This window comes from Microbacterium sp. P5_E9 (assembly GCF_054049175.1).
Genome location: NZ_JBFUMV010000002.1, coordinates 324,221 through 344,726 on the forward strand (window position 1 = coordinate 324,221; position 20,506 = coordinate 344,726).

Consider the following 20,506-nt stretch of genomic DNA (forward strand, 5'->3'; position numbering starts at 1 on the left):
TCTTCGTGGCGTGATCGGGTTCGTTGTCCACCGGCGCTGTCTCAGAACGTAACCGAACTTCGCCCTGGGCGGCGGTCGCGGGTTACGGTGGACCGTTCCGCCCCACGGGTCACAGCAGGCCCACAGCACCGAGGAGTCCTCTCATGACGCGTCATCGCGCCCTCATCTTCACCGTCGCCACCGCGGCAGCCGCCGCGCTGCTGGTCGGCTGCGCCGGCGGCACCGCTGAGCCCGAGTCCAGCGCCCCCGCGGACGAGTACGGACTCGTGACGGCCGGCACCTTGACCGTGGCCACCGAGGGCACCTACCGCCCGTTCACCTACCACGAGGACGGCTCGGGCGACCTCGTCGGCTACGACGTCGAGATCGCCGAAGCGGTCGCCGACAAGCTCGGCCTCGAGATCGTGTTCGAAGAGACGCAGTGGGACGCGATCTTCGCGGGGCTCGACGCGGGCCGCTTCGATGTCATCGCGAACCAGGTCTCGATCAACCCGGAGCGCGAGGAGAAGTACCTCTTCAGTGAGCCGTACACGGTCTCGCCGGGTGTCATCGTCGTGAAGGAGGACGACGACTCGATCTCGAGCTTCGACGACCTGGACGGCAAGACGACGGCTCAGTCGCTCACGAGCAACTGGTACACGCTCGCGCAGGACAGCGGCGCGACGGTCGAAGCCGTCGAAGGATGGGCGCAGGCTGTCGCGCTCGTCGAGCAGGGCCGCGTCGACGCGACCATCAACGACAACCTCACCTACCTCGACTACGAGACCACGAACGGTCCGACCGGTCTGAAGATCGCCGCCGAGACCGACGACCCTGCCCTCAACGCGTTCGCGTTCACCAAGGACAAGACCGCCCTTCAGGCTGCCGTCGACGGGGCGCTGGCCGACCTGCGGGCGGACGGCACGCTCGCGAAGATCAGCGAGAAGTACTTCGGCGTCGACGTTTCGCAGTGACCGCACGGCATACTTGTTGCCGATGACCTCCTGGCAGCCGTTCCTCGACTCGATCTCGCCGACCGCCGTGGCTGACTCGTCGGGGGACCTCTGGCAGCTGTTCCTGGACTCGTTCTGGCCGATCACTCTGGCCGGTCTGACGGGCACGATTCCGCTGGCGGTGATCTCCTTCGCGATCGGCATGCTGATCGCGTTGGGGATCGCCCTCATGCGGATCTCGGGCAACCCGGTGCTCGGCAACATCGCCCGGTTCTACGTCTCGGTGATCCGGGGCACGCCGCTGCTGGTGCAGCTGTTCGTGATCTTCTACGGGCTGCCATCGCTGGGCATCGTGTGGAATCCATGGCCCTGCGCGATCCTGGCGTTCTCGCTCAATGTGGGCGGCTATGCGGCCGAGATCATCCGCGCCGCGGTGCTCTCGGTCCCGCAGGGCCAGTGGGAGGCCGCCTACACGATCGGGATGCCGCGGCGCACCGCACTCGCGCGGATCATCCTGCCGCAGGCCGCGCGGGTGTCGGTGCCGCCGCTGTCGAACACGTTCATCTCGCTGGTGAAGGACACCTCGCTCGCGTCGCTGATCCTGGTCACCGAGCTGTTCCGCAAAGCGCAGGAGATCGCGGCCTTCAGCCTCGAGTTCCTCCTGATCTACATGGAGGCCGGGCTCATCTACTGGCTGTTCTGCCTCGTCCTCTCGTCGGGTCAGGGTCGCATCGAGAAGAGGCTGGACCGCTATGTCGCCCACTGACGATCCGCTCGCGCCGCCGATCCCGTCGGACGACACCCCGCTCCTGCGCGTGGAGGGCCTGCGCAAGAGCTTCGGCGACCACGAGGTGCTCAGGGGAGTCGACTTCGAGCTGCGTCGCGGCGAGGTCGTCGTGCTCATCGGACCCAGCGGCTCCGGCAAGACGACGGTGCTGCGCGCCCTGAACGGACTGGAGACGCCGGATGCCGGCATCCTGACCGCCGACGGGGGTCCGGTGATCGACTTCTCGACGCCGCTGCGGCCTTCCGACCGCTTCGCGCTGCGCGACCGGTCGGCGATGGTCTTCCAGCACCACAACCTCTTCCCGCACAAGACCGTCCTGCAGAACGTCATCGAAGGCCCGGTGCGGGTGCAGAAGGTCGCCAAGGACGAGGCTGTCGCGAACGCCGAGGCGCTCCTCGCCCGCGTGGGGCTCTCCGAGAAGCGCGACGTCTACCCTTTTCAGCTCTCCGGTGGTCAGCAGCAGCGCGTCGGCATCGTGCGGGCGCTCGCGCTCAAGCCCGACCTGCTGCTGTTCGATGAGCCGACGAGCGCCCTGGACCCCGAGCTCGTGGGCGATGTGCTCAAGGTCGTCAAGGAGCTCGCGGACGAGGGCTGGACGATGGTCGTCGTGACGCACGAGATCGGGTTCGCACGAGAGGCCGCCGACGAAGTGCTGTTCCTCGATCAGGGGGTCGTCGCCGAGCGCGGCCGCCCCGCCGACCTGTTCACGGCTCCCAAGGAGGAGCGGACGCGCCGATTCCTCAATCGGATCCTGCGGCCGCTGGACTGAGCGGTTCAGGCGGTGTCGAGCACCTCGAACCGGCGATCGCCCTGGGGCTCGGCATCCGTCACCCGGGCACTCTGAACCTGAGAGCCCGGCGGCCCTACGGCCATCCACGCCAGCACCTCGTCGACCTGTGCGTCGGAGCCCTCGATCTCGGCTTCGACGCTTCCGTCGCGCCGGTTGCGCACCCAGCCGGTGACCCCGACCTCGCGCGCGATCATGCGCATCGTGTACCGGTAGCCCACACCCTGGACCTCGCCCGACACCACGACGCGCACCCGCTTCATGCACCCATCGTGCCGCACGCGACGCCGATGGGCACTGTCGGAGTGTCTGGACTGGGTGGCAGGATGCCGCCATGGGAACCGTCGACGAATATCTGGCTGAACTCGAGCCCGGCGATCGTGAGGCGATCGGGAACGTCTATGCCCTCGCTGCAGAAGTCGTCCCCGAGGCGGAGCAGGGCCGCGGCTACGGCATGCCCGCGCTGGTCTACAAAGGCAAGCCGCTGATCTCGGTCATGCGCGCCAAGGGGCACATCGGGGTCTATCCGTTCAGCCCGGGGGCGATCGAACTCGTGGCGGACGACCTCGCGGGCTACGACCTGGCGAAGGGAACGATCCGCTTCCAACCCGAGCGGCCGCTGCCGGATGCCGCGGTGCGGGCGCTCATCGCCGCGCGTCGCGCCCAGATCGACGGCTGACGGAGTCAGCGGGGGAGCACCAGGCTGACGCCGAGCCCGATCATGACGACGGCGATGACCGCGTCCAGGATGCGCCAGGCGCGCGGGGTGGAGAGCCAGCGCCCCAGGAAGCGGGCTCCGTAGGCGAGGCCGAAGAACCACACCACGCTGGCGAGCATCGCGCCCGCGGCGAAGAGCCAGCGGTCGTCGCCGTGGCTGTTCGCGACGGTGCCGAGCAGGAACACGGTGTCGAGATAGACGTGGGGGTTCAGCCAGGTCAGCGCGAGACAGGTCGCCACGACGGGCAGCAGGCGGGTCCTTGTGGTGGTCGCGGCCGCGGTCACGGTGCCCTCCGCTTCCGCGTCCGATTCCGCCGCGGTGATCGCGAGCGCCTGCCCGGTGGGACGCCATGCCCGCCGCGCGGCCAGGACGCCGTAGACGACGAGGAACCCGGCGCCGGCCCACCGGACGACGTCGATCAGCCACGGCACGGCGTGCAGCACCAAGCCCACGCCTGAGACGCCGAGAGCGATCAGGGCCGCATCCGAGATCGCACAGATCGCAGCCACGACGAACACGTGCTCGCGGCGGAGTCCCTGGCGAAGCACGAAGAGATTCTGGGCGCCGATCGCGACGATGAGTGAGAAGCCGAGACCGATGCCGGCAAGAACGGGGGAGAGCACGACACGACGCTACGGCCTTCCGTAGAGTTACTCCAGCTCATGATTCTACAGTTGCATTAGCATGGCTAAATCATGCGCATTCCGATCGAGCTGGCCGAGACCGTCGCCGCCGTCGTCGACGAGGGAACGCTGGATGCCGCGGCCCGCCGCCTGCACCTCACCCCCTCTGCGGTGAGTCAGCGCATCAAGGCGCTCGAGGAGCAGCTCGGCCGGGTGGTGCTGGTCCGCTCCAAGCCGGTACGGCCGACCGAAGCCGGGGCAGCGGTCGTCCGGCTCGCCCGTCAGGTCGCGCTGCTCGAGCATGACATCGTCGCTGAGCTCGGCTCGGACGCCGGCGACACCGACGGCGGCACCATGTCGGTGCCCCTGGCCGTCAACGCCGACTCGCTGGCCACGTGGTTCCTCCCGCCGCTCGTCCGCCTCGGGCAGCGGTATCCGGTCGTCTTCGAACTGCACCGCGATGACCAGGACTTCACCGCCGGCCTCCTCGAGGCGGGCACAGTGATGGGCGCGGTGACCTCGCGAGCGACCCCGGTCGCCGGATGCCGGGTGAGTCCGCTCGGAGCCATGCGGTACGAAGCGGTTGCGACGCCGGCTTTCATCGAGCGATGGATGCTGGATGACTCCTCGCCACAGGCGCTGAGCGTCGCGCCGCTTGTGGACTTCGACCGCCGCGACGACCTCCAGACCCAATGGCTGCGGGCCCGCGAGGTCGATCCGGCCGCGCCGCCGCGGCACTACGTGCCGGCATCAGGCGATTTCGCCACGGCGATCAAGCTCGGTCTCGGCTGGGGTCTGCTGCCGGGGTTTCAGGCGGCCGAAGCGCTCAACACGGGTGCGCTCGTGGGGCTGGGCGGTCCGCCGATCGACGTTCCGCTGTACTGGCAACAGTGGAACCTGCGCTCGGCCCTGCTCGAGGCGATCGCGGCGGAGATCATCGACGAGGGGCGTCGAGTGCTCGCACCCGCGGCGGCGTAGCCGCTCGATCAGTCGTCGCTGACGCGCAGCACGATCTTGCCGCGGGTGTGCCCCTCCTCGACCGCCGTGTGTGCGGCCCCCGCATCGGCGAGGTCGAACACCCGATCGATATAGACCTGCACGGCCCCGGAGTCGAGGAGCCGGGCCACCGTGGCCAGTGCGCTGCCGTCCGGAACGACCTTGTAGCCGGTGGCGCGCGCGCCGGCAGCGGCCGCTTCGTCGACGAACCCCGGAAACGAGCCGGTGGGTACGAGGATGTACAGTCCGCCGGGTCGCAGCACGCCCAGGGAGCGACGGCCGGTCTCGGCATCCGCGTTGCCGACGAGGTCGATGACGACGTCGACCGCCGCCACGACCTCCTCGAAGCGCGTGGTCGTGTGGTCGATGACGACGGACGCGCCGAGTTCACGCAGCCACGCCGCATTGCGCGCCGAGCCGGTGACCGTCACGTGCGCCCCGAAATAGGAAGCGAACTGCACGGCGAAGTGCCCCACGCCGCCACCGCCGGCGTGGATCAGCATCCGCTGCCCTTCATGCGCGTGCGCGGTCTCCACGACCAGGCCCCACGCGGTCAGCGCCGCGAGCGGAACCCCGGCGGCTTCGACATGCGACAGCGACGACGGCTTGCGCGCGACCGAGAGCGTCGGTGCGACCGCGTACTCGGCGTAGCTTCCGCCCGAGCGAGGGAAGGGGAGCATCCCGAATACCGGGGTGCCGGGTGGGAAGGGGTGCGCCTCGTAAGGCGCATGCACGACGATGCCGCTGAAGTCGTAGCCGAGCGTCGCGGGGTAGTGCTCGATTGACGCGGAGACGCCGGCACCGGCTCTGGTCTTCGCGTCGATCGGGTTCACCCCTGCCGCCACCACGCGCACGAGCAGCTCGCTGAGCACAGGCCGGGGCACCGGGATCTTGACCTCGTGCAGCACGTCGGCAGCGCCGGTGGCATCGATGACGACCGCACGCATCAGCTCTGGCGGGTCGGGCACGGGAGCGAGCTCCCCGTGCGGAGCGGATGTCGGTCGCAGCGGCCGGAATCGCATCGGTCGCTCCTTCCCCGTGCGTGTCGGCGTTGGCAGCACTGGTTGCCTTGGATGCGACCCAGTCAACTCCGCCAATGTCTCGACGGTGTTACGCGGGTGCTACCGGGCGGCTAATCCTGGCCATGCGGATGCCGAGAGCGGATGTGAGATCCGAGCGGGAAGAGTGCGCGCAGGCGGAGGATGCCGCAGACGCGAGGTCAGGGCGTGGTGCCCGAACTCAGTGCGCCGAGCAGTCGCGTGAAGTGCTCGATCTCGTCGATCGGCCAGTCCGCGAGCCTGGTCACGAGCGAGCTCTCGTAGGGTCGCCGCGCATCGGCGAGGCGCTCGAGCCCCTCGGCGGTGGGGGAAAGCAGGCTCGAGCGGCCGTCCGCGGGATCGGCGGTCCGCTGCACCAGTCCGAGGTGCTCGAGCTCGCGCACGGTCCGGCTGAGCTGGCCTTTGTCCATCAGCAGCGATTCGGCGAGGGCGGAGACCGTCACCCGCTCGCGACGCGCGATGGTCGTGAAGACCTTGTATGCGCCCGGCAGCAGGCCGGGGCTGAGACGGTGTGCGTTCTCCGCCACGATCTGGCGGAACTGGTTGAGCAGCTCACTGAACTCGCCCTCGAGGGCCCGCACCGCAGCGGTGCGGGCCTCGAGGTCATGCGAATCAGTCATCGTGGATGACATTATCGGCCGGTGGGTGCCTCGGCCGAGGCATCCGTACGCTCCGCCGTCTCGGCGTCGCTGTCGGCCTCGGCCGGTGCGTCGGACTCGACGTGGGCGAGGGTCTGCATTCCCTCGGCGACGGAGACCGTCGCCAGGTCGGCCTCGGTCGCCTCGATGCGCTCCTTCGTCGTCATCCGGTTGAGGGGGATGTTCGGCAGGAAGATGACCGCGATGAGGCTGACGACCGCGAACGGCACGGCGATCAGGAACGAGTGCGAGATGGCCTGTGCGTAGATGTCCTCGAAGATCACGCGCAGCACTTCGGGCATGTCCGACACCTTCGGGATGGCGCCCGACTGCATGGTCTCGGCGACCTCGGCGCCCTTGGCGCCCAGGCTGATGATCGCGGCCATGATGTCGTCCTTGGCGTCGCCGAGGAGTTCGGTGACCTTCGTGGCGAGCGCAGCGCCCATGACCGAGACGCCGATGGTGCCGCCGAGGCTGCGGAAGAACGTGACGCCCGAGCTCGCGACGCCGATCTCGGTCGGCTTCGAGGTGTTCTGCACGATCAGCACGAGGTTCTGCATGGTCATGCCGACGCCCGCGCCGAGGATGAACATGTAGGCCGAGACGAGCACGAAGTTGGTGTCGTAGTGAATGGTCGACAGCAGGTACGAGCCCGCGATCAGGAAGACCGAGCCGATGATGAGGTACGGCTTCCAGCGACCGAAACGCGTGATGAGCGCGCCCACACCGATCGACGACAGCAGCAGACCCGCGATCATCGGGATCGTCATGAGGCCGGCCTGGGTGGGCGTGGCGCCACGGGCGAGCTGCATGTACTGACCGAGGAAGACGGATGCGCCGAACATCGCGATGCCCGTGGCGATCGACGCGATCACGGCGAGCGTGAAGGTGCGGTTGCGGAACAGCGACATCGGAACCAGCGGGTCCTGTGCGCGCAGCTCGACGATCACGAAGAGGAGCGCTGCCAGGATGGCGCCGCCGACCATGAGGACAGTCTCGGTGCTCCACCAGTCGAACGAGTCGCCGGCGATGCTGACCCAGATGAGCAGCAGCGAGACGGAGGTGGCCAGCAGCACAATGCCGAGGTAGTCGATGCGAGCCTTCTGCCTGGGGTGCTTGGGCAGGTGCAGCGTGCGCTGCAGGATGATGAGCGCGGCGATCGCGAAGGGGAGCGCGACGAAGAAGTTCCAGCGCCATCCGATGGTGTCGGTGATCACGCCGCCGAGCAGCGGGCCGCCGATGGTCGCGAGGGCCATGACGCCGCCGAAGAGGCCCATGTACCGGCCACGCTCGCGCGGGCTGATGATGTCGGCCATGATGACCTGGCTGAGCGCGGCGAGACCGCCGGCGCCGATGCCCTGCACCGCACGGAACGCGATGAGCGTGGTGGTGTCCTGCGAGAAGCCGGCAGCGGCGGTCGCGAGCACGAAGATGGCGATCGCGATCTGGATGAGCAGCTTGCGGTTGAACCGGTCGGCGAGCTTGCCCCACACGGGGGTGGAGATCGCCGTGGTCAGCAGGGTCGCGGTGATGACCCAGGTGAAGGCGGTCTGGTCGCCGCCGAGGTCGTGGATGATGACGGGGAGAGAGGTCGAGACGACGGTCGATGCGAGCATCGAGACGAACATGCCGAGGAGGAGGCCGGAGAGGGCCAGGAGGACCTCGCGGTGCGACCTCGTGGTCTCGGTGGGTGCCTGGACGGGCACGGCTGCGGTTGCAGTGGACAAAGCGAATCCTTCGTGATCGGGAGACGGATGCGACGACGATGGCGCGGATGATTGACATAGGTCAACAGTTGATAACGGTCAACTATATGCCGATCGTTGATTCGTGTCAACTAAGCGCTTCGACGCGGAGCTGCGTCGGGTCGCCGCGCTCTCGCCATGGCCCCGTCTGGTGGCAGGAATGACCGAGCTGAGCGGTCAGTCGGCCAGGGCGAGGGCACGGAAGGGCTGCCGCGGAACCTCGGGCTTCGGCATCCGCTCCGGCGAATCGGTGCGGCCCTGCAGGTGGCGGCGGTGCAGCTCGTCGATGAGGGCGGTGGCGAGCCGGACGAGTTTCGCGATCTCGGCATCGTCGCGGTCGACCCACTGGCAGAGCGGCTCGTCGCCGACCGGGACGAACTCGTCGTGCTGCTCCCACGCGATCAGCGTGCGCTCGGCGCCGAGCACGTGCTGCTGCCACCACACCTGCCGCAGATAGGAACGCGGGATGCTGCGCCACGACTTGTTGGTCGTCTTGATCTCGGCGAGGGTGACGCGACCGTCGTGATCGACCGCGATGCCGTCGGGGGTGGCGAGGTGCCGCTTCTCGACGACGGCGTGGAAGAGGGCCGACGAGGGAAGGATGCCGTGGGTCGCCGCGACCCACCGGGCGATCTCGGGCTCGCGCACGCGCCCGTGCGCGGTGTAGGCGTTGCCGGAGAACCCCGAGCCGAGGAGCTTCGCATCAGCGGCGCGGCCGATGACCCGGTCGGAGGTGAGAGCCGCGACATCCGTCGCCGTGATCCCGCGCGAGCGCGCACGCACCCACGCCACGCGATCTCGAGAGTCGGCGACGACCCTCGCGGCGAGCCCGGGTGCCCGCGCCGCGAATTCGGCGGATTCGGCGAGTACGGCGGTCACGCTCTCGACCCTACGCCGGGCCCGGGACGTGCGCGGGGTGCCACGCCTACAGCCCTTGCGTCGACGGGAGGAGGTGGCCAGGGTCGAAGGCATGGACACGATCACGTCGAGGGAGTTCCGTTCCGAGCCGGGCGTCGAGGACTGGCGCGCCGGGGTGGACGGGGCATCCGCCACCTTCGCCACCGGCGACTTCTCGACCGGCGCTCGGCTGTTCACCGCCATCGCCGAGCTTGCCGAGGCCGCGAACCACCATCCCGACGTCGAAGTGCGGTATTCGGCGGTGCGGGTCACCCTGTTCACCCACTCCGCCGGTGGCCTGACGATGAAGGATGTCGCGCTCGCGCGGCAGATCTCGCAGGCCGCGAACGAGCTCGGCATCGAGGTCGACCCGACTCGGCCGCAGCGGCTCATGATCGCCGTCGCGACTCCGGATGCGAGTCAGGTCTTTCCCTTCTGGCAGGCCGTGACCGGATACCGCGCGATCAGCGACCGCGAACTCGTGGACCCCGTCGGCCGGGGGCCTCTCATCTGGATGCAGCCGGTCGACAAGCCGCTCCGCGGCCGGATGCACATCGACATCGTCGTGGCGGCCGGAACCGGTGAGGAGCGCGTGGCGGCGGCGCTCGCGGCCGGAGGGGTGATTGCTGATGACAGTCATGCTCCGAAGTGGTGGACCCTTGCGGATGCCGACGGCCACAAGGTGGACATCACCCCCTCGCGGGCGTGAGCTCGACGCCGGGCCCCGCAGGCTCGGGGAGGCGCTGAAGCGCGCGCGAAATTAGGCGCTGCACCACGTATCCGCGCGCTAGGTGACGGTCTCGTGAATGCCCTTTCTCACGGTTTGGTCACGGATCCCTATTGATTTTCCGGGAAGCTGTTGCGGTTAGACATCCGTCCTGTTAGAAAAGAAAGCGCATTCCAGAATGCGCATTCTCGACGACAATGATGACGGAGGGTCTACGGTGACGACGACGCACCGCACGAGAACCCAGTCCCCGCACCGCGGGCACGGAGCAGCCGCATGAGTGCGGTCAGCGAGCTCGGAAAGCTCAAGACCGCCAAGGAGACGGGCAAGAAGCAGAACAAGGCGGCGTACCTGTTCCTCGCCCCCTGGTTCGTGGGACTCGTCCTCATCACGATCGGCCCGATGGTCGCTTCGTTCGGACTTTCCTTCACCCGCTACAACCTGCTGAGCCCGCCGAAATGGATCGGCCTGCAGAACTACATCCGGATGTGGGAGGACGACCGTCTCCACTCCGCGCTGCAGGTGACCTTCACCTACGTGTTCGTCTCGCTGCCGGTGCAGCTCGCGGTCGCGCTGTTCCTCGCGGTCGTCCTCGACCGAGGGCTGCGGGGGCTGGCGTTCTATCGATCGGCGTTCTACCTGCCTTCGCTCCTCGGAGCGAGCGTGGCGATCGCGATCCTCTGGCGCCAGATCTTCGGCATCGACGGGCTCGTCAACCAAGTGCTCCACGTGTTCGGCATCCAGGGGCAGGGCTGGATCTCCAACCCCGACACCGCGCTCGGGACGCTGATGATCCTGAACGTGTGGACCTTCGGCTCGCCGATGGTGATCTTCCTGGCGGGCCTCCGGCAGATCCCGACGATGTACTACGAGGCGGCCGCCGTCGACGGCGCCAGCCGGCGCCAGCAGCTCTTCCGGATCACGATCCCGCTGCTCACCCCGATCATCTTCTTCAACGCCGTGCTTCAGCTGATCGGGACCTTCCAGTCCTTCACCCAGGCGTACATCGTCTCGGGAGGAACCGGCGGTCCGGTCGACTCCACGCTCTTCTACACGCTGTACCTGTATCAGCAGGGCTTCACGAACTACAACATGGGCTACGCCTCCGCGATGGCCTGGCTGCTGCTCGTGATCATCGGCATCCTGACCGTCCTGATGTTCTGGACCTCGAGGTATTGGGTTTTCTACGATGACCAAGATTGACGATCCCACCGTGACGGGCCCCCTCTTGACCGAGACCATCGTCACGGGACGCCCTCGAATCGAGCGCCGGCGCAATCCATTCCGCAGGCCCATGACGAGCATCGTGCGGCACGCGCTGCTCATCGCGCTGGCGCTCGGGATGCTGTACCCGGTGATCTGGATGGTCGTGAGCTCGCTGCGGCCCAACGACGAGATCTTCCGCGATCCGAGCATCATTCCCGACAGCTTCATGATCTCGAACTACGTCGACGGCTGGAACGCGCTGGCGTTCCCCTTCAACGTCTACATGTGGAACTCGGCACTGATCGTGATCGGGTGCATCATCGGCAACCTGGTGTCGTGCTCGATGGCGGCCTACGCGTTCGCGCGGCTGCAGTTCAACGGCAAGCGCTTCTGGTTCGCGGTGATGCTGCTGAGCATCATGCTCCCCATCCACGTGATCATCGTTCCGCAGTACGTGCTGTTCTCCCAGCTCGGATGGATCAACACCTTCCTGCCGCTGATCGTGCCGAAATTCCTCGCGACCGATGCGTTCTTCATCTTCCTGATGGTCCAGTTCATCCGCGGCATCCCGAAGGAGCTCGATGAGGCAGCTCGCATCGACGGGGCCGGCCACCCGCGCATCTTCCTGCAGATCATCCTGCCGCTGATGGTGCCGGCGCTCGCGACCTGCGCGATCTTCACCTTCATCTGGACGTGGAACGACTTCTTCTCGCAGCTCATCTTCCTCACCAAGCCTGAGCTGTACACGGTGCCGCTGGCGCTGCGCTCCTTCGAGGACGCGCAGAGCACTACCAACTACGCGCAGATGTTCGCGATGAGCGTCGTCTCGCTGATCCCGATCTTCCTGATCTTCCTGTTCGGCCAGAAGTTCCTCATCAAGGGAATCGCGACCACGGGAATCAAGTGACGAGTTCGTCACGCACCTCTTCGCGGGCCCGCCGGGCTCACCCTCATCACACGCACCACACACACAACAAACCCGACCTCGGTCGAAAGGATGCAAGACATGCGACGCACCAGAACCGCTAACCGCTGGTTGCTGTTCACCGCCGTCGGCGCAGCGACGGCGCTGGCACTGACGGCGTGCGCGGGAGGCGCCCCCGCGGAGGCCCCCGACACCGCGCCCACACTGTCCGACGAGCCCGTCACGCTGAGCTTCGCCTGGTGGGGCAACGACGTCCGCCACGAGATCACCGAGCAGCTCATCGCGGCCTTCGAGGCCGAGCACGAGAACATCACCATCGAGCCGCAGTACACCGACTGGGCCGGCTACTGGGACAAGCTGGCGACGACCGTGGCCGCCGGAGACGCCCCCGACATCATCCAGATGGACGAGAAGCAGCTGTCGACGTATGCCGCGAACGGCGTGCTGCTCGACCTCGGCACCCTCGGCTCGGCGCTGCCGACCGAGGACTTCCCCGCACCGGTGCTCGGCACGGGTGCCCTCGACGGCGTGCAGTACGGCGTGCCGGTGGGCATCAACTCCTACACCTACATGGCGAACCTCGACCTTCTCGAGAGCCTCGACATCGATGTCCCTGACGACGAGACCTGGTCGTGGGACGACTTCACTGCGCTGGCCGAAGAGATCACCGCCGCGAGCGGCGGCGCGGTCATCGGCTCGCAGTCGTGGGGCTTCGAGGACGGCGGCTTGAACAACTGGCTCCGCCAGCACGGCGAGTCGCTCTACGCGGAGGACGGCTCGCCCGAGGTCACGGCCTCGGAGGAGACCCTCGCGGAGTGGTGGCAGCTGCTGCTCGACACCACAGCCGCAGGGGGCACGCCCGACCCGTCCGCGACGATCGAGCGCGAGTCCGCCGGTCTCGCCGAGTCCTTCACCGCGACGAACCAGTCAGCTTTCGGACCGTGGTGGTCGAACCAGGTCGCCGCGCTCCGCAGCGCCAGCGGTCAGAACCTCGAGCCGCTCATGGTGCCGACGCCCGATGAGGGCGAGAGCGCGGCGGCGTACTACAAGCCGTCGATGTTCTGGTCGGCCTCGGCCAAGACCGAGCACCCCGGTGAGGTCGCGCTGTTCCTCGACTGGCTCGCCAACAGCGAGGAAGCCGCCGACATCCTGCTCGCCGAGCGCGGTGTGCCCGCCAACGAGAAGATCCGTGAGTACATCACCCCGGAGCTCGACGAGGTCAACCAGGAGGTCGTCGACTTCCTCGAGAGGATCGCCCCCCGCGTGGGTGACGCCCCGCCGGCGACCCCGCCGGGCGGTGGCGCGATCGAGACGATCATCGACCAGCACACCCAGAAGGTGCTGTTCGGCGACATGACGCCTGAGGACGCAGCGGCGAGCTTCATCGCCGAGCTCCAGCAGGCGCTCGACGACGCCGCCATCTGAGCCGGCGGGCGAGCCGCGTCCGTCCGTACGCGGCTCGCCCGTCCATAGACTGCCCGGGGCCGGATCGAAGTGATGAGGGGTCCGGCCCCGGGCAGTACCGACCAGGAAGGCGCGAAAGCGCCCCTTCACGGTCAGACACGCCCATGATTGAGACAGGAAGCACCAGGAGGCACTGTTGACCGAGGTCACGTCGCGCCCCATCACGATGTCGCAGGTCGCGCAGTACGCCGGCGTGTCGCAGGCGTCGGTGTCGCGAGTGCTGAACGGCGTCGCCACCGTCGATCCCGCGATCGTCGCGAAGGTCAACCGCGCCGTCGCGGCATTGAACTACTCGCCCAGCGAGGCCGCGCGCAGCCTCGTGCGGGGGAACAGCCACACGATCGCCCTCCTCGTGCCCGACCTCGAAAACCCGATGTTCCAGGGTGTGCTCAAGGGCCTGACGGTGGCGGCGGCCCGCGATGGCTATCGGGTGCTCGTCGCCGACAGTGCCGAAGCGGTGGGAGTCGAAGCGGAGATCGCCGTGGAGGCGCGCAGCAAATGCGACGCTCTGGTGCTCGTGTCACCGCGAATGCCGGATCGAGAGCTCGAGGAGCTGATCCAGCGCACGTCACCGGTCGTGGTCGTGAATCGCCGCGTCGACGACACCGCCGCCGCGCAGCTCGCCGTGGACTACGGCACCGCCATCAAAGAGCTCGGCGTCCACCTGATGGGCTTCGGCCACCGTCGCATCGCGTATGTCGCGGGCCCGCCGCTCAGCTATGCGAACGAGCAGCGAGCCTTGGGTCTCGGCGAGCTCGCACGGGAGTTCCCAGAGCTGGAGTTCCTCACGATCAGCGCCGGCTCGAGCATGGAGGCGGGCTACGACGCCGCCGATGCGGTGCTCGAGACCGGGGCGACAGCCGCGATCGCGTTCAACGACCTCGTCGCTCTCGGCCTGCTCTCGCGTCTGGGAGAAATGGGCGTCGAGGTGCCCGAGCAGCTCTCGGTCGTCGGCATCGACGACATCCCGCAGTCCCGATTCGCCGCTCCACCGCTGACGACAATGTCGGTGCCGCGCATCGAGATCGGGCGGCAGGCATGGCAGCGGATGCGGCAGGCGCTGGAGGGGGAGAAGGCCGACCATCCCCTGTTCTACCGCCCGGTGCTCGTCGCCCGGCGGAGTTCCGGGCCCGCATCGCACGCCAGTGGATGGGTCGGACCCGCGCGCCCCGTGCTTCGACTCGGATCGACCGTGGTGGCACAGTACGAAGTCGGTGCGAGCGTCGACTCGGTGCTCTCGCCGCGGCCGTTCCTGGACAGCGTGGTCTCGAGGGCGGGCACGCCGCTGTCGGTGACTGAACCGACCGACCACCCGCATCACCTGGGCGTGAGCCTGGCGATCCCCGACGTCAACGGCACCTCCTATTGGGGCGGTCGCACGTACGTGCGCGGCGAGGGGTCGATCATGGTTCCGAACCATGGCCGTCAGCGCCGGGATCGCCTGCGCATCGACGGCCACTCTCTCGACGAGCGGCTCAGTTGGGTCGACCACACCGGGACGACCCAGCTCGTCGAGGTGCGCGAGCTGCGTTCGGCTGAGATCGAGAACGGGTGGGCGCTGCGGTGGCGCAGCCATCTCAAGGCGACGCTCGACGCGATCACCTTCGGCTCGCCGGCGACGAATGGGCGTGACGGCGCCGGGTACGGGGGCATCTTCTGGCGGTTCGCGCCGGAGATCGCCCGCGTCTTCAGCCCGGCGGGCGACACCGAGCGCGAGGTGCACGGGGCGGCCACACCCTGGCTCGCCTTCACCTTTCCCGAGCGCGGAACGACGGTCGTGCTCGTACAGGGCGACGAACTGCTGCCGTGGTTCGTGCGGTACGCCGAATACCTCGGCGCCGGCCCTTCGATCGCGTGGGATGAGCCGCGCTCGATCCCGGAGGGCGGCGAGCTGAACCTCGAACTCACCGCCTTCGTCCTGGACGAAGAGCTCGCGGACGCTGCCGCGGTGGAGCGGGCGCTTCCGGGCCTTCGTTCGCAGGCAGGGCTGTGACCGCACCGCTGCGCGTCGGCATCGCGGGCATCTACGGCCACGGGCGCTCGCACGTCGATGCGGTCCTCGCGCTCACCGCCGACGTGGAACTCGCCGCGGTCGCCGACCCGCGCGGCGCCGTCGACATCCCACCGACGACGCGCGTGTACCCGGATGCCGCCGCCATGCTGGCCGCCGGGGGGCTCGACATCGCGATCCTCTGCACCCCCATCCCCACCCACGCCGCCCTCGCGGAGCGCGCACTCGCGGCGGGGGCGCATGTCCTGCTCGAGAAGCCGCCGGTCACCGCTGTCGCCGAGCACGACGCGGTGCTCGCCGCGGCCCGCGAGGCAGGACGCGCGGTGCAGGTCGGCTTTCAATCGCTCGGGAGCGCCGGCATCGCCGCAGCGCAGGACCTTGTCGCTTCCGGTGAGCTCGGTGAGATCGAGCACCTCGGTGCGGTGGGCCTGTGGTCTCGGTCCGAGCAGTACTGGCGCCGCAGCGCCTGGGCGGGAAAACGCCGGGATTCGAACGGGGGAGTGGTCGCGGACGGCGCGGTGACGAACCCGCTCGCCCACGCCCTCGCCACGTCCCTCGTGATCGCCGGCGCGCGCGAGCCCCATGATGTGCGCAGCATCCAACCAGATCTTCGCCGCGCCAATGCGATCGACACCGACGACACGTCGTCGCTCATCATCGAGCTCGCGTCGGGACTCCGGCTCGCCGCGGCGCTCAGTGTGACGGCACCGCGTCGGCATGAGCCCTTTGTTCTGCTCAGGGGGAGCCGGGGACACGCGCTGTACTTCTACACGCTCGATCTCCTGCAGGTGCATCGCCCCGGCGCGACCCTGCCCCGCACCTACCAGTTCGCTCGAACCGGCCTGCTCGCCGACCTGGTCTCGCACGTGCGCGCGGGTACCGCGCTCGCCGTCCCGCTGGCTGCCACCGGAGCGTTCACGCGTGTTCTGGAACAGGTGGTGGCATCGCCGCCCCCGCGGACGGTGGGCGCCGATCACATCACCGTCGAGCGTCGCGGCGACGAGCAGTTCCGGGTTGTGCACGGGATCGAGGCCTGGTCTGAGCGCGTCGCGTGGGAGGGGCGGACGTTCAGCGAGCTCGGCGCGCCGTGGTGACACCAGCGCCGATTTGGCCGGGGATCCGGCATCCGGTAATGTAGTCCGAAGCCAAAGACCGCCGGTCATCCTGGTGCGCGCAAGCGCATTGAGATCGAAGCACTGCAGATGCAGGGACCCGCGCAGGTGTACGAACGATTCCCCTGAATTCAGGATTTCAGCTCCGTGCGCTTGCGCCGGAGCTTTTTCATTTGCGGCGCCAGATCGGGTGAGCGGATGCCGGAGGCTGACGTTCCGCCACCGCGGGCGTCTCATTCACACAAGGAGTGGCCATGGCGCAGAAGGAAGCATCGGTCGCCGAGCTCACGAAGAATTTCGAGGACTCGAGCGCCGTTCTGCTGACCGAGTACCGCGGTCTGACGGTTGCCCAGCTCAAGGAGCTGCGCAACAGCATTCGTCAGGACGCGGAATACGCCGTGGTGAAGAACACGCTGACCAAGATCGCCGCGAACAACGCGGGGATCTCGACGCTGGACGACGAACTCAAGGGTCCGTCTGCCATCGCGTTCGTGCACGGTGACCCGGTCGCCGTCGCGAAGGGACTGCGTGCCTTTGCCAAGGCACACCCTCTTCTGGTGATCAAGGGCGGCTACTTCGATGGCGCCCCCCTGACCGCAGAAGAGGTCAACAAGCTCGCCGATCTTGAGAGCCGTGAAGTCCTGCTGGCGAAGCTCGCCGGTGCGATGAAGGCCTCGCTGTTCGGCGCCGCCTATCTGTTCAACGCTCCGCTGTCGAAGGCCGTTCGCACGGTCGACGCGCTGCGTGAGAAGCAGGAGTCCGCGGCCTGACAAGGCCCGGCTGACAACCAACCGAATCAAGGAGAATCATCATGGCAAAGCTCAGCACTGACGAGCTGCTCGACGCGTTCAAGGAGCTCACGCTCATCGAGCTGTCGGAGTTCGTGAAGAAGTTCGAGGAGACCTTCGAGGTCACCGCCGCGGCGCCCGTCGCCGTTGCCGGCCCGGCTGCCGCCGGTGCCGCCCCCGCCGAAGAGGTCGAGGAGCAGACGGCATTCGACGTCGTGCTCGAGGCCGCTGGCGAGAAGAAGATCCAGGTCATCAAGGTCGTCCGCGAGCTCACCTCGCTCGGCCTGGGCGAGGCCAAGGCCGTCGTCGATGGTGCCCCCAAGGCTGTCCTGGAGGGTGTCTCCAAGGAGGCTGCCGAAAAGGGCAAGGCTGCTCTCGAAGAGGCCGGCGCGACCGTCACCCTCAAGTAGTCACCGATCGCCATTGGCGATCATCGCGAAAGCCCCGGGATCCGTCCCGGGGCTTTCGCGCGTCTACGACACGGATGCCGAAGCCACTCCGAGCGGGGGAGCGGTGGAGTTGCGCATGATGAGCGTCGCCTGCAGGTGCAGCTGGACCGGCGCGGCCCCAGGCGAACGAAGCTGCGTGAGCAGGAGCTCGGCGGCCTTCGCCCCCTGCTCCTGCGGACGCTGCTCAAGTGTGGTCAGCGAGAACATCTCGGCGTACTCGTGATTGTCGATGCCGACGACGCTGAGAGAACTGGGCACCGAGATGCCGAGTCGTCGCGCTGCGATGACGGCGCCGATGGCGACCTCGTCGCAGGTGCCGACGATTCCGGTCGGGCGCGCGCGGACGTCGCCGAGCAGATCCGCGGCAGCCGCGTAGCCGCCGGGCAGCGTCACCGGCGACCGCACGTGCCAAGGGGCGAGCCCCACCTCGAGCATGGTCGCGTGATAGCCGAGCAGCCGGTCGTGATCGACGTGGGCCCAGTGCGTACCGCCTCCGCCCAGAAAGGCGATGCGGGTGTGCCCGAGTTCGAGCAGATGCTCGGTCGCCCGACGCGCTGCATGCTGATCATCGAGCGTGACGAGGCTGGTCGTCGGCCCCGCGTCTCCGACGACGCTCACCACCGGGCGGCCGATCGCGACCAGGCGATCGAGTTCGTGGTCGTCCGGCTCGAGGCCGATGGCGATCAGACCGTCGAACGTCTTGCGTGCGAGGAAGTCCTCGAAGACGCGCTTGCGCCCCGGCGTCCCCGGTCGGGCCTCGTAGAGCGTGAGGTCGTACCCTTCGCGCAGCAGCGAGTCCTGGATCCCCTCGAGGACTTCGGCGAAGAACCAGCGGTCGACGTACGGAAGGATGACGCCGATGTTCTGCGTGCGGCCCGTGGCGAGGCTGACTGCACTGGTCGAAGGTGCGTAGCCGAGGGCTGATGCAGCCTCGAGCACGCGCGTTCGGGTCTCGTGCGACACATAGCCGCTCCCGGTGATCGCCCGGCTCGCGGTCGCCTTGGAGACGCCGGCGGCACGAGCTACCTCGGCAATGCCTGCCACCGTCACTCCTCTCTGAGCGAACCCGGGGCCTTCCACCCTTGTGGGGCGAATTCTGGAACCGCTTCCAGAGTGTACGTGCTGCCCGACTCGGGGCAATAGCAGCGTGGGAGCGGTTACACATTTGTGATTATCCAATGATTGTGCCGTGCCGCCGGCATCGCCTAGCGTGGGTGTGGAAGCGGTTCCGCAATCCACCGTGGGCGCTTTGTGGGATGAACGTCCCTGCACCACTCAACGAGGAGGACACATGAAGACACAGAGGCGAGGAAGAATCCTCATCTCGGTCGCGACTCTCAGCATCGCCGGGTTCGCGCTCGCAGCATGCTCCGGCGGTCCTGGCGCGACCAACACCGGTGGAGGCGAGGACGACAACGTCGTCACCGTGTACGGCACCATCGTGGACACCGAACAGGAACTGCTCGAGCAGTCCTGGGCGGACTGGGAAAAAGAGAACGACATCGACATCAAGTACGAGGGGACGAAGGAGTTCGAGGCGCAGATCGCCGTGCGCGCTCAGGGTGGCACGCCGCCCGACATCGCGATCTTCCCGCAGCCCGGCCTGATGGCCGACATGGCTACGCGCGGATATCTCAAGCCCGCACCGAAGGCCGTCGCCGACAACGTCGCCGAGTACTGGACCAAGGACTGGGCCGGCTATGCCACCGCCGACGACACTCTGTACGGAGCGCCCCTGATGGCGAGCGTCAAGGGCTGGATCTGGTACTCGCCGGCGCTCTTCGCGGAGAAGGGCTGGGAGATCCCGACCACGTGGGACGGTCTCATCGACCTCACCAAGACGATCCAGGCCGACACGGGCAAGCCGCCGTGGTGCATCGGCTTCGGCTCGGATGCCGCGACCGGCTGGCCGGGCACGGACTGGATCGAAGACATCGTGCTGCGTCAGTCGGGCACCGAGGTCTACGACCAGTGGGTGAAGAACGAGGTTCCCTTCACCGACCCCGCCATCAAGTCTGCGTTCGACGAATTCGCGAAGATCGCCCTCGACCCGACGTACGTCAACGCCGGATACGGCGACGTCAAGTCGATCGTGACGACGCCGTTCGGCGACCCGGCAACGGCGCTCGTGGCCGGTGACTGCGTGCTGCACCACCAGGCATCCTTCTACGACGGCTTCATCACCGCCGCAGACGGAACCGTGGCTGAGGACGGCGACATCTGGGCGTTCCTGACGCCGGCATTCGGTGGCGAGTCCGGCGGAGACGTCGTGACCGGTGGCGGCGAGATCGTCGCCGCGTTCGACGACGCCGAGTCCACGCAGAAGGTGCAGGAGTACCTGTCCAGCCCCGAGTGGGCGAACTCGCGAGTGTCCCTCGGCGGCGTCATCAGCGCCAACAAGGGCCTCGACCCCGAGAACGCCTCGAGCAACATCCTGAAGGAAGCCATCGGCATCCTGCAGTCCGACGAGACGACGTTCCGGTTCGACGCATCGGACCTCATGCCGTCGGCTGTCGGAGCGGGCACGTTCTGGAAGGGCATGGTCGATTGGGTGAACGGCACACCCACCGACACGGTCCTGACGCAGATCGAAGCGGGCTGGCCTTCGCAATAACCAGCAGTTGAGTAAGGCGGGGCCGCTCG

At 67.8% G+C, this 20,506-nt stretch carries 21 protein-coding genes; 14 read left to right on the top strand and 7 right to left on the bottom strand.

All coding sequences use genetic code 11. The features are described from left to right. Positions 1 to 143 precede the first annotated feature (143 nt). Genes ACXJ3V_RS04780 through ACXJ3V_RS04790 form a run of 3 tightly spaced genes read left to right on the top strand, consistent with a single transcriptional unit; the run spans position 144 to position 2,488 of the window. Positions 144 to 953, top strand: coding sequence for an amino acid ABC transporter substrate-binding protein (locus tag ACXJ3V_RS04780; protein ID WP_457099114.1), 810 nt, complete (start codon positions 144 to 146; stop codon positions 951 to 953). A gap of 22 nt (positions 954 to 975) precedes the next feature. Then, positions 976 to 1,698 carry an amino acid ABC transporter permease gene (locus ACXJ3V_RS04785; protein WP_457099115.1) on the top strand — a complete coding sequence of 241 codons (723 nt, stop codon included), beginning with the start codon at positions 976 to 978 and terminating at the stop codon, positions 1,696 to 1,698. Then, positions 1,685 to 2,488, top strand: a complete 804-nt coding sequence (locus ACXJ3V_RS04790) for an amino acid ABC transporter ATP-binding protein (RefSeq protein WP_457099116.1) — start codon at positions 1,685 to 1,687, stop codon at positions 2,486 to 2,488. Before ACXJ3V_RS04785 ends, ACXJ3V_RS04790 begins: the two co-directional genes overlap by 14 nt. Before the next feature lie 5 nt (positions 2,489 to 2,493). On the opposite strand, the gene ACXJ3V_RS04795 is transcribed toward ACXJ3V_RS04790, so the two are convergent. Further along, positions 2,494 to 2,769, bottom strand: a complete 276-nt coding sequence (locus ACXJ3V_RS04795; RefSeq protein WP_457099117.1) for an acylphosphatase — start codon at positions 2,767 to 2,769, stop codon at positions 2,494 to 2,496. 71 nt (positions 2,770 to 2,840) lie between these two features. Between ACXJ3V_RS04795 and ACXJ3V_RS04800 the strand changes: the two genes are divergently transcribed. Continuing rightward, complete coding sequence (locus tag ACXJ3V_RS04800) at positions 2,841 to 3,185, top strand: iron chaperone (RefSeq protein ID WP_457099118.1); 345 nt, start codon at positions 2,841 to 2,843, stop codon at positions 3,183 to 3,185. Between the two features lie 5 nt (positions 3,186 to 3,190). Here the strand turns inward: ACXJ3V_RS04800 and ACXJ3V_RS04805 are convergent, their stop codons facing one another. Then, a complete protein-coding gene (locus ACXJ3V_RS04805) occupies positions 3,191 to 3,847 on the bottom strand; it encodes a LysE/ArgO family amino acid transporter (RefSeq protein WP_457099119.1) in 657 nt (218 codons plus the stop codon). Between the two features lie 72 nt (positions 3,848 to 3,919). Here ACXJ3V_RS04805 and ACXJ3V_RS04810 point away from each other — a divergent pair, with 72 nt between their 5' ends. Then, complete coding sequence (locus tag ACXJ3V_RS04810; protein ID WP_457099120.1) at positions 3,920 to 4,825, top strand: LysR family transcriptional regulator ArgP; 906 nt, start codon at positions 3,920 to 3,922, stop codon at positions 4,823 to 4,825. 8 nt (positions 4,826 to 4,833) lie between these two features. Here ACXJ3V_RS04810 and ACXJ3V_RS04815 read toward each other — a convergent pair whose 3' ends face one another. From ACXJ3V_RS04815 to ACXJ3V_RS04830, 4 genes are all read right to left on the bottom strand, one after another. Beyond that, complete coding sequence (locus tag ACXJ3V_RS04815) at positions 4,834 to 5,865, bottom strand: NADP-dependent oxidoreductase (RefSeq protein WP_457099121.1); 1,032 nt, start codon at positions 5,863 to 5,865, stop codon at positions 4,834 to 4,836. A gap of 197 nt (positions 5,866 to 6,062) precedes the next feature. Further along, positions 6,063 to 6,521 (bottom strand): MarR family winged helix-turn-helix transcriptional regulator, encoded by a 459-nt coding sequence (locus ACXJ3V_RS04820; RefSeq protein ID WP_457099122.1) that lies wholly within the window; start codon positions 6,519 to 6,521, stop codon positions 6,063 to 6,065. A gap of 11 nt (positions 6,522 to 6,532) precedes the next feature. After that, positions 6,533 to 8,266, bottom strand: a complete 1,734-nt coding sequence (locus ACXJ3V_RS04825) for an MDR family MFS transporter (protein WP_457099123.1) — start codon at positions 8,264 to 8,266, stop codon at positions 6,533 to 6,535. A 195-nt stretch (positions 8,267 to 8,461) separates the two neighbouring features. Next, positions 8,462 to 9,163, bottom strand: coding sequence for a YqaJ viral recombinase family protein (locus ACXJ3V_RS04830; RefSeq protein ID WP_457099124.1), 702 nt, complete (start codon positions 9,161 to 9,163; stop codon positions 8,462 to 8,464). Between the two features lie 91 nt (positions 9,164 to 9,254). Here ACXJ3V_RS04830 and ACXJ3V_RS04835 point away from each other — a divergent pair, with 91 nt between their 5' ends. The 8 genes from ACXJ3V_RS04835 (at position 9,255) to rplL (ending at position 17,824) form a co-directional block, all read left to right on the top strand. Then, positions 9,255 to 9,890 carry a 4a-hydroxytetrahydrobiopterin dehydratase gene (locus tag ACXJ3V_RS04835; protein ID WP_457099125.1) on the top strand — a complete coding sequence of 212 codons (636 nt, stop codon included), beginning with the start codon at positions 9,255 to 9,257 and terminating at the stop codon, positions 9,888 to 9,890. A 294-nt stretch (positions 9,891 to 10,184) separates the two neighbouring features. After that, on the top strand, positions 10,185 to 11,111 hold the full coding sequence (locus tag ACXJ3V_RS04840) for a carbohydrate ABC transporter permease (protein WP_457099126.1): 927 nt from the start codon (positions 10,185 to 10,187) through the stop codon (positions 11,109 to 11,111). Next, positions 11,098 to 12,021 (top strand): carbohydrate ABC transporter permease, encoded by a 924-nt coding sequence (locus ACXJ3V_RS04845; RefSeq protein ID WP_457099127.1) that lies wholly within the window; start codon positions 11,098 to 11,100, stop codon positions 12,019 to 12,021. The genes ACXJ3V_RS04840 and ACXJ3V_RS04845 overlap by 14 nt, the downstream gene beginning before the upstream one ends. 99 nt (positions 12,022 to 12,120) lie before the next feature. Next, positions 12,121 to 13,464 carry an ABC transporter substrate-binding protein gene (locus ACXJ3V_RS04850; protein ID WP_457099128.1) on the top strand — a complete coding sequence of 448 codons (1,344 nt, stop codon included), beginning with the start codon at positions 12,121 to 12,123 and terminating at the stop codon, positions 13,462 to 13,464. Between the two features lie 175 nt (positions 13,465 to 13,639). Then, the gene (locus ACXJ3V_RS04855) at positions 13,640 to 15,496 is read left to right on the top strand and encodes a DUF6807 family protein (RefSeq protein ID WP_457099129.1); all 1,857 of its coding nucleotides are present in this window, start codon (positions 13,640 to 13,642) and stop codon (positions 15,494 to 15,496) included. Beyond that, positions 15,493 to 16,608, top strand: coding sequence for a Gfo/Idh/MocA family protein (locus ACXJ3V_RS04860; RefSeq protein ID WP_457099130.1), 1,116 nt, complete (start codon positions 15,493 to 15,495; stop codon positions 16,606 to 16,608). The genes ACXJ3V_RS04855 and ACXJ3V_RS04860 overlap by 4 nt, the downstream gene beginning before the upstream one ends. A 272-nt stretch (positions 16,609 to 16,880) precedes the next feature. Beyond that, the gene (gene rplJ / locus ACXJ3V_RS04865; protein ID WP_457099423.1) at positions 16,881 to 17,396 is read left to right on the top strand and encodes a 50S ribosomal protein L10; all 516 of its coding nucleotides are present in this window, start codon (positions 16,881 to 16,883) and stop codon (positions 17,394 to 17,396) included. 41 nt (positions 17,397 to 17,437) lie between these two features. Then, a complete protein-coding gene (gene rplL / locus ACXJ3V_RS04870; protein ID WP_457099131.1) occupies positions 17,438 to 17,824 on the top strand; it encodes a 50S ribosomal protein L7/L12 in 387 nt (128 codons plus the stop codon). 63 nt (positions 17,825 to 17,887) lie between these two features. Here the strand turns inward: rplL and ACXJ3V_RS04875 are convergent, their stop codons facing one another. Next, positions 17,888 to 18,907 carry a LacI family DNA-binding transcriptional regulator gene (locus tag ACXJ3V_RS04875; RefSeq protein ID WP_457099132.1) on the bottom strand — a complete coding sequence of 340 codons (1,020 nt, stop codon included), beginning with the start codon at positions 18,905 to 18,907 and terminating at the stop codon, positions 17,888 to 17,890. A gap of 247 nt (positions 18,908 to 19,154) precedes the next feature. Between ACXJ3V_RS04875 and ACXJ3V_RS04880 the strand changes: the two genes are divergently transcribed. Beyond that, positions 19,155 to 20,477, top strand: coding sequence for an ABC transporter substrate-binding protein (locus tag ACXJ3V_RS04880; protein WP_457099133.1), 1,323 nt, complete (start codon positions 19,155 to 19,157; stop codon positions 20,475 to 20,477). Positions 20,478 to 20,506: the final 29 nt, after the last annotated feature.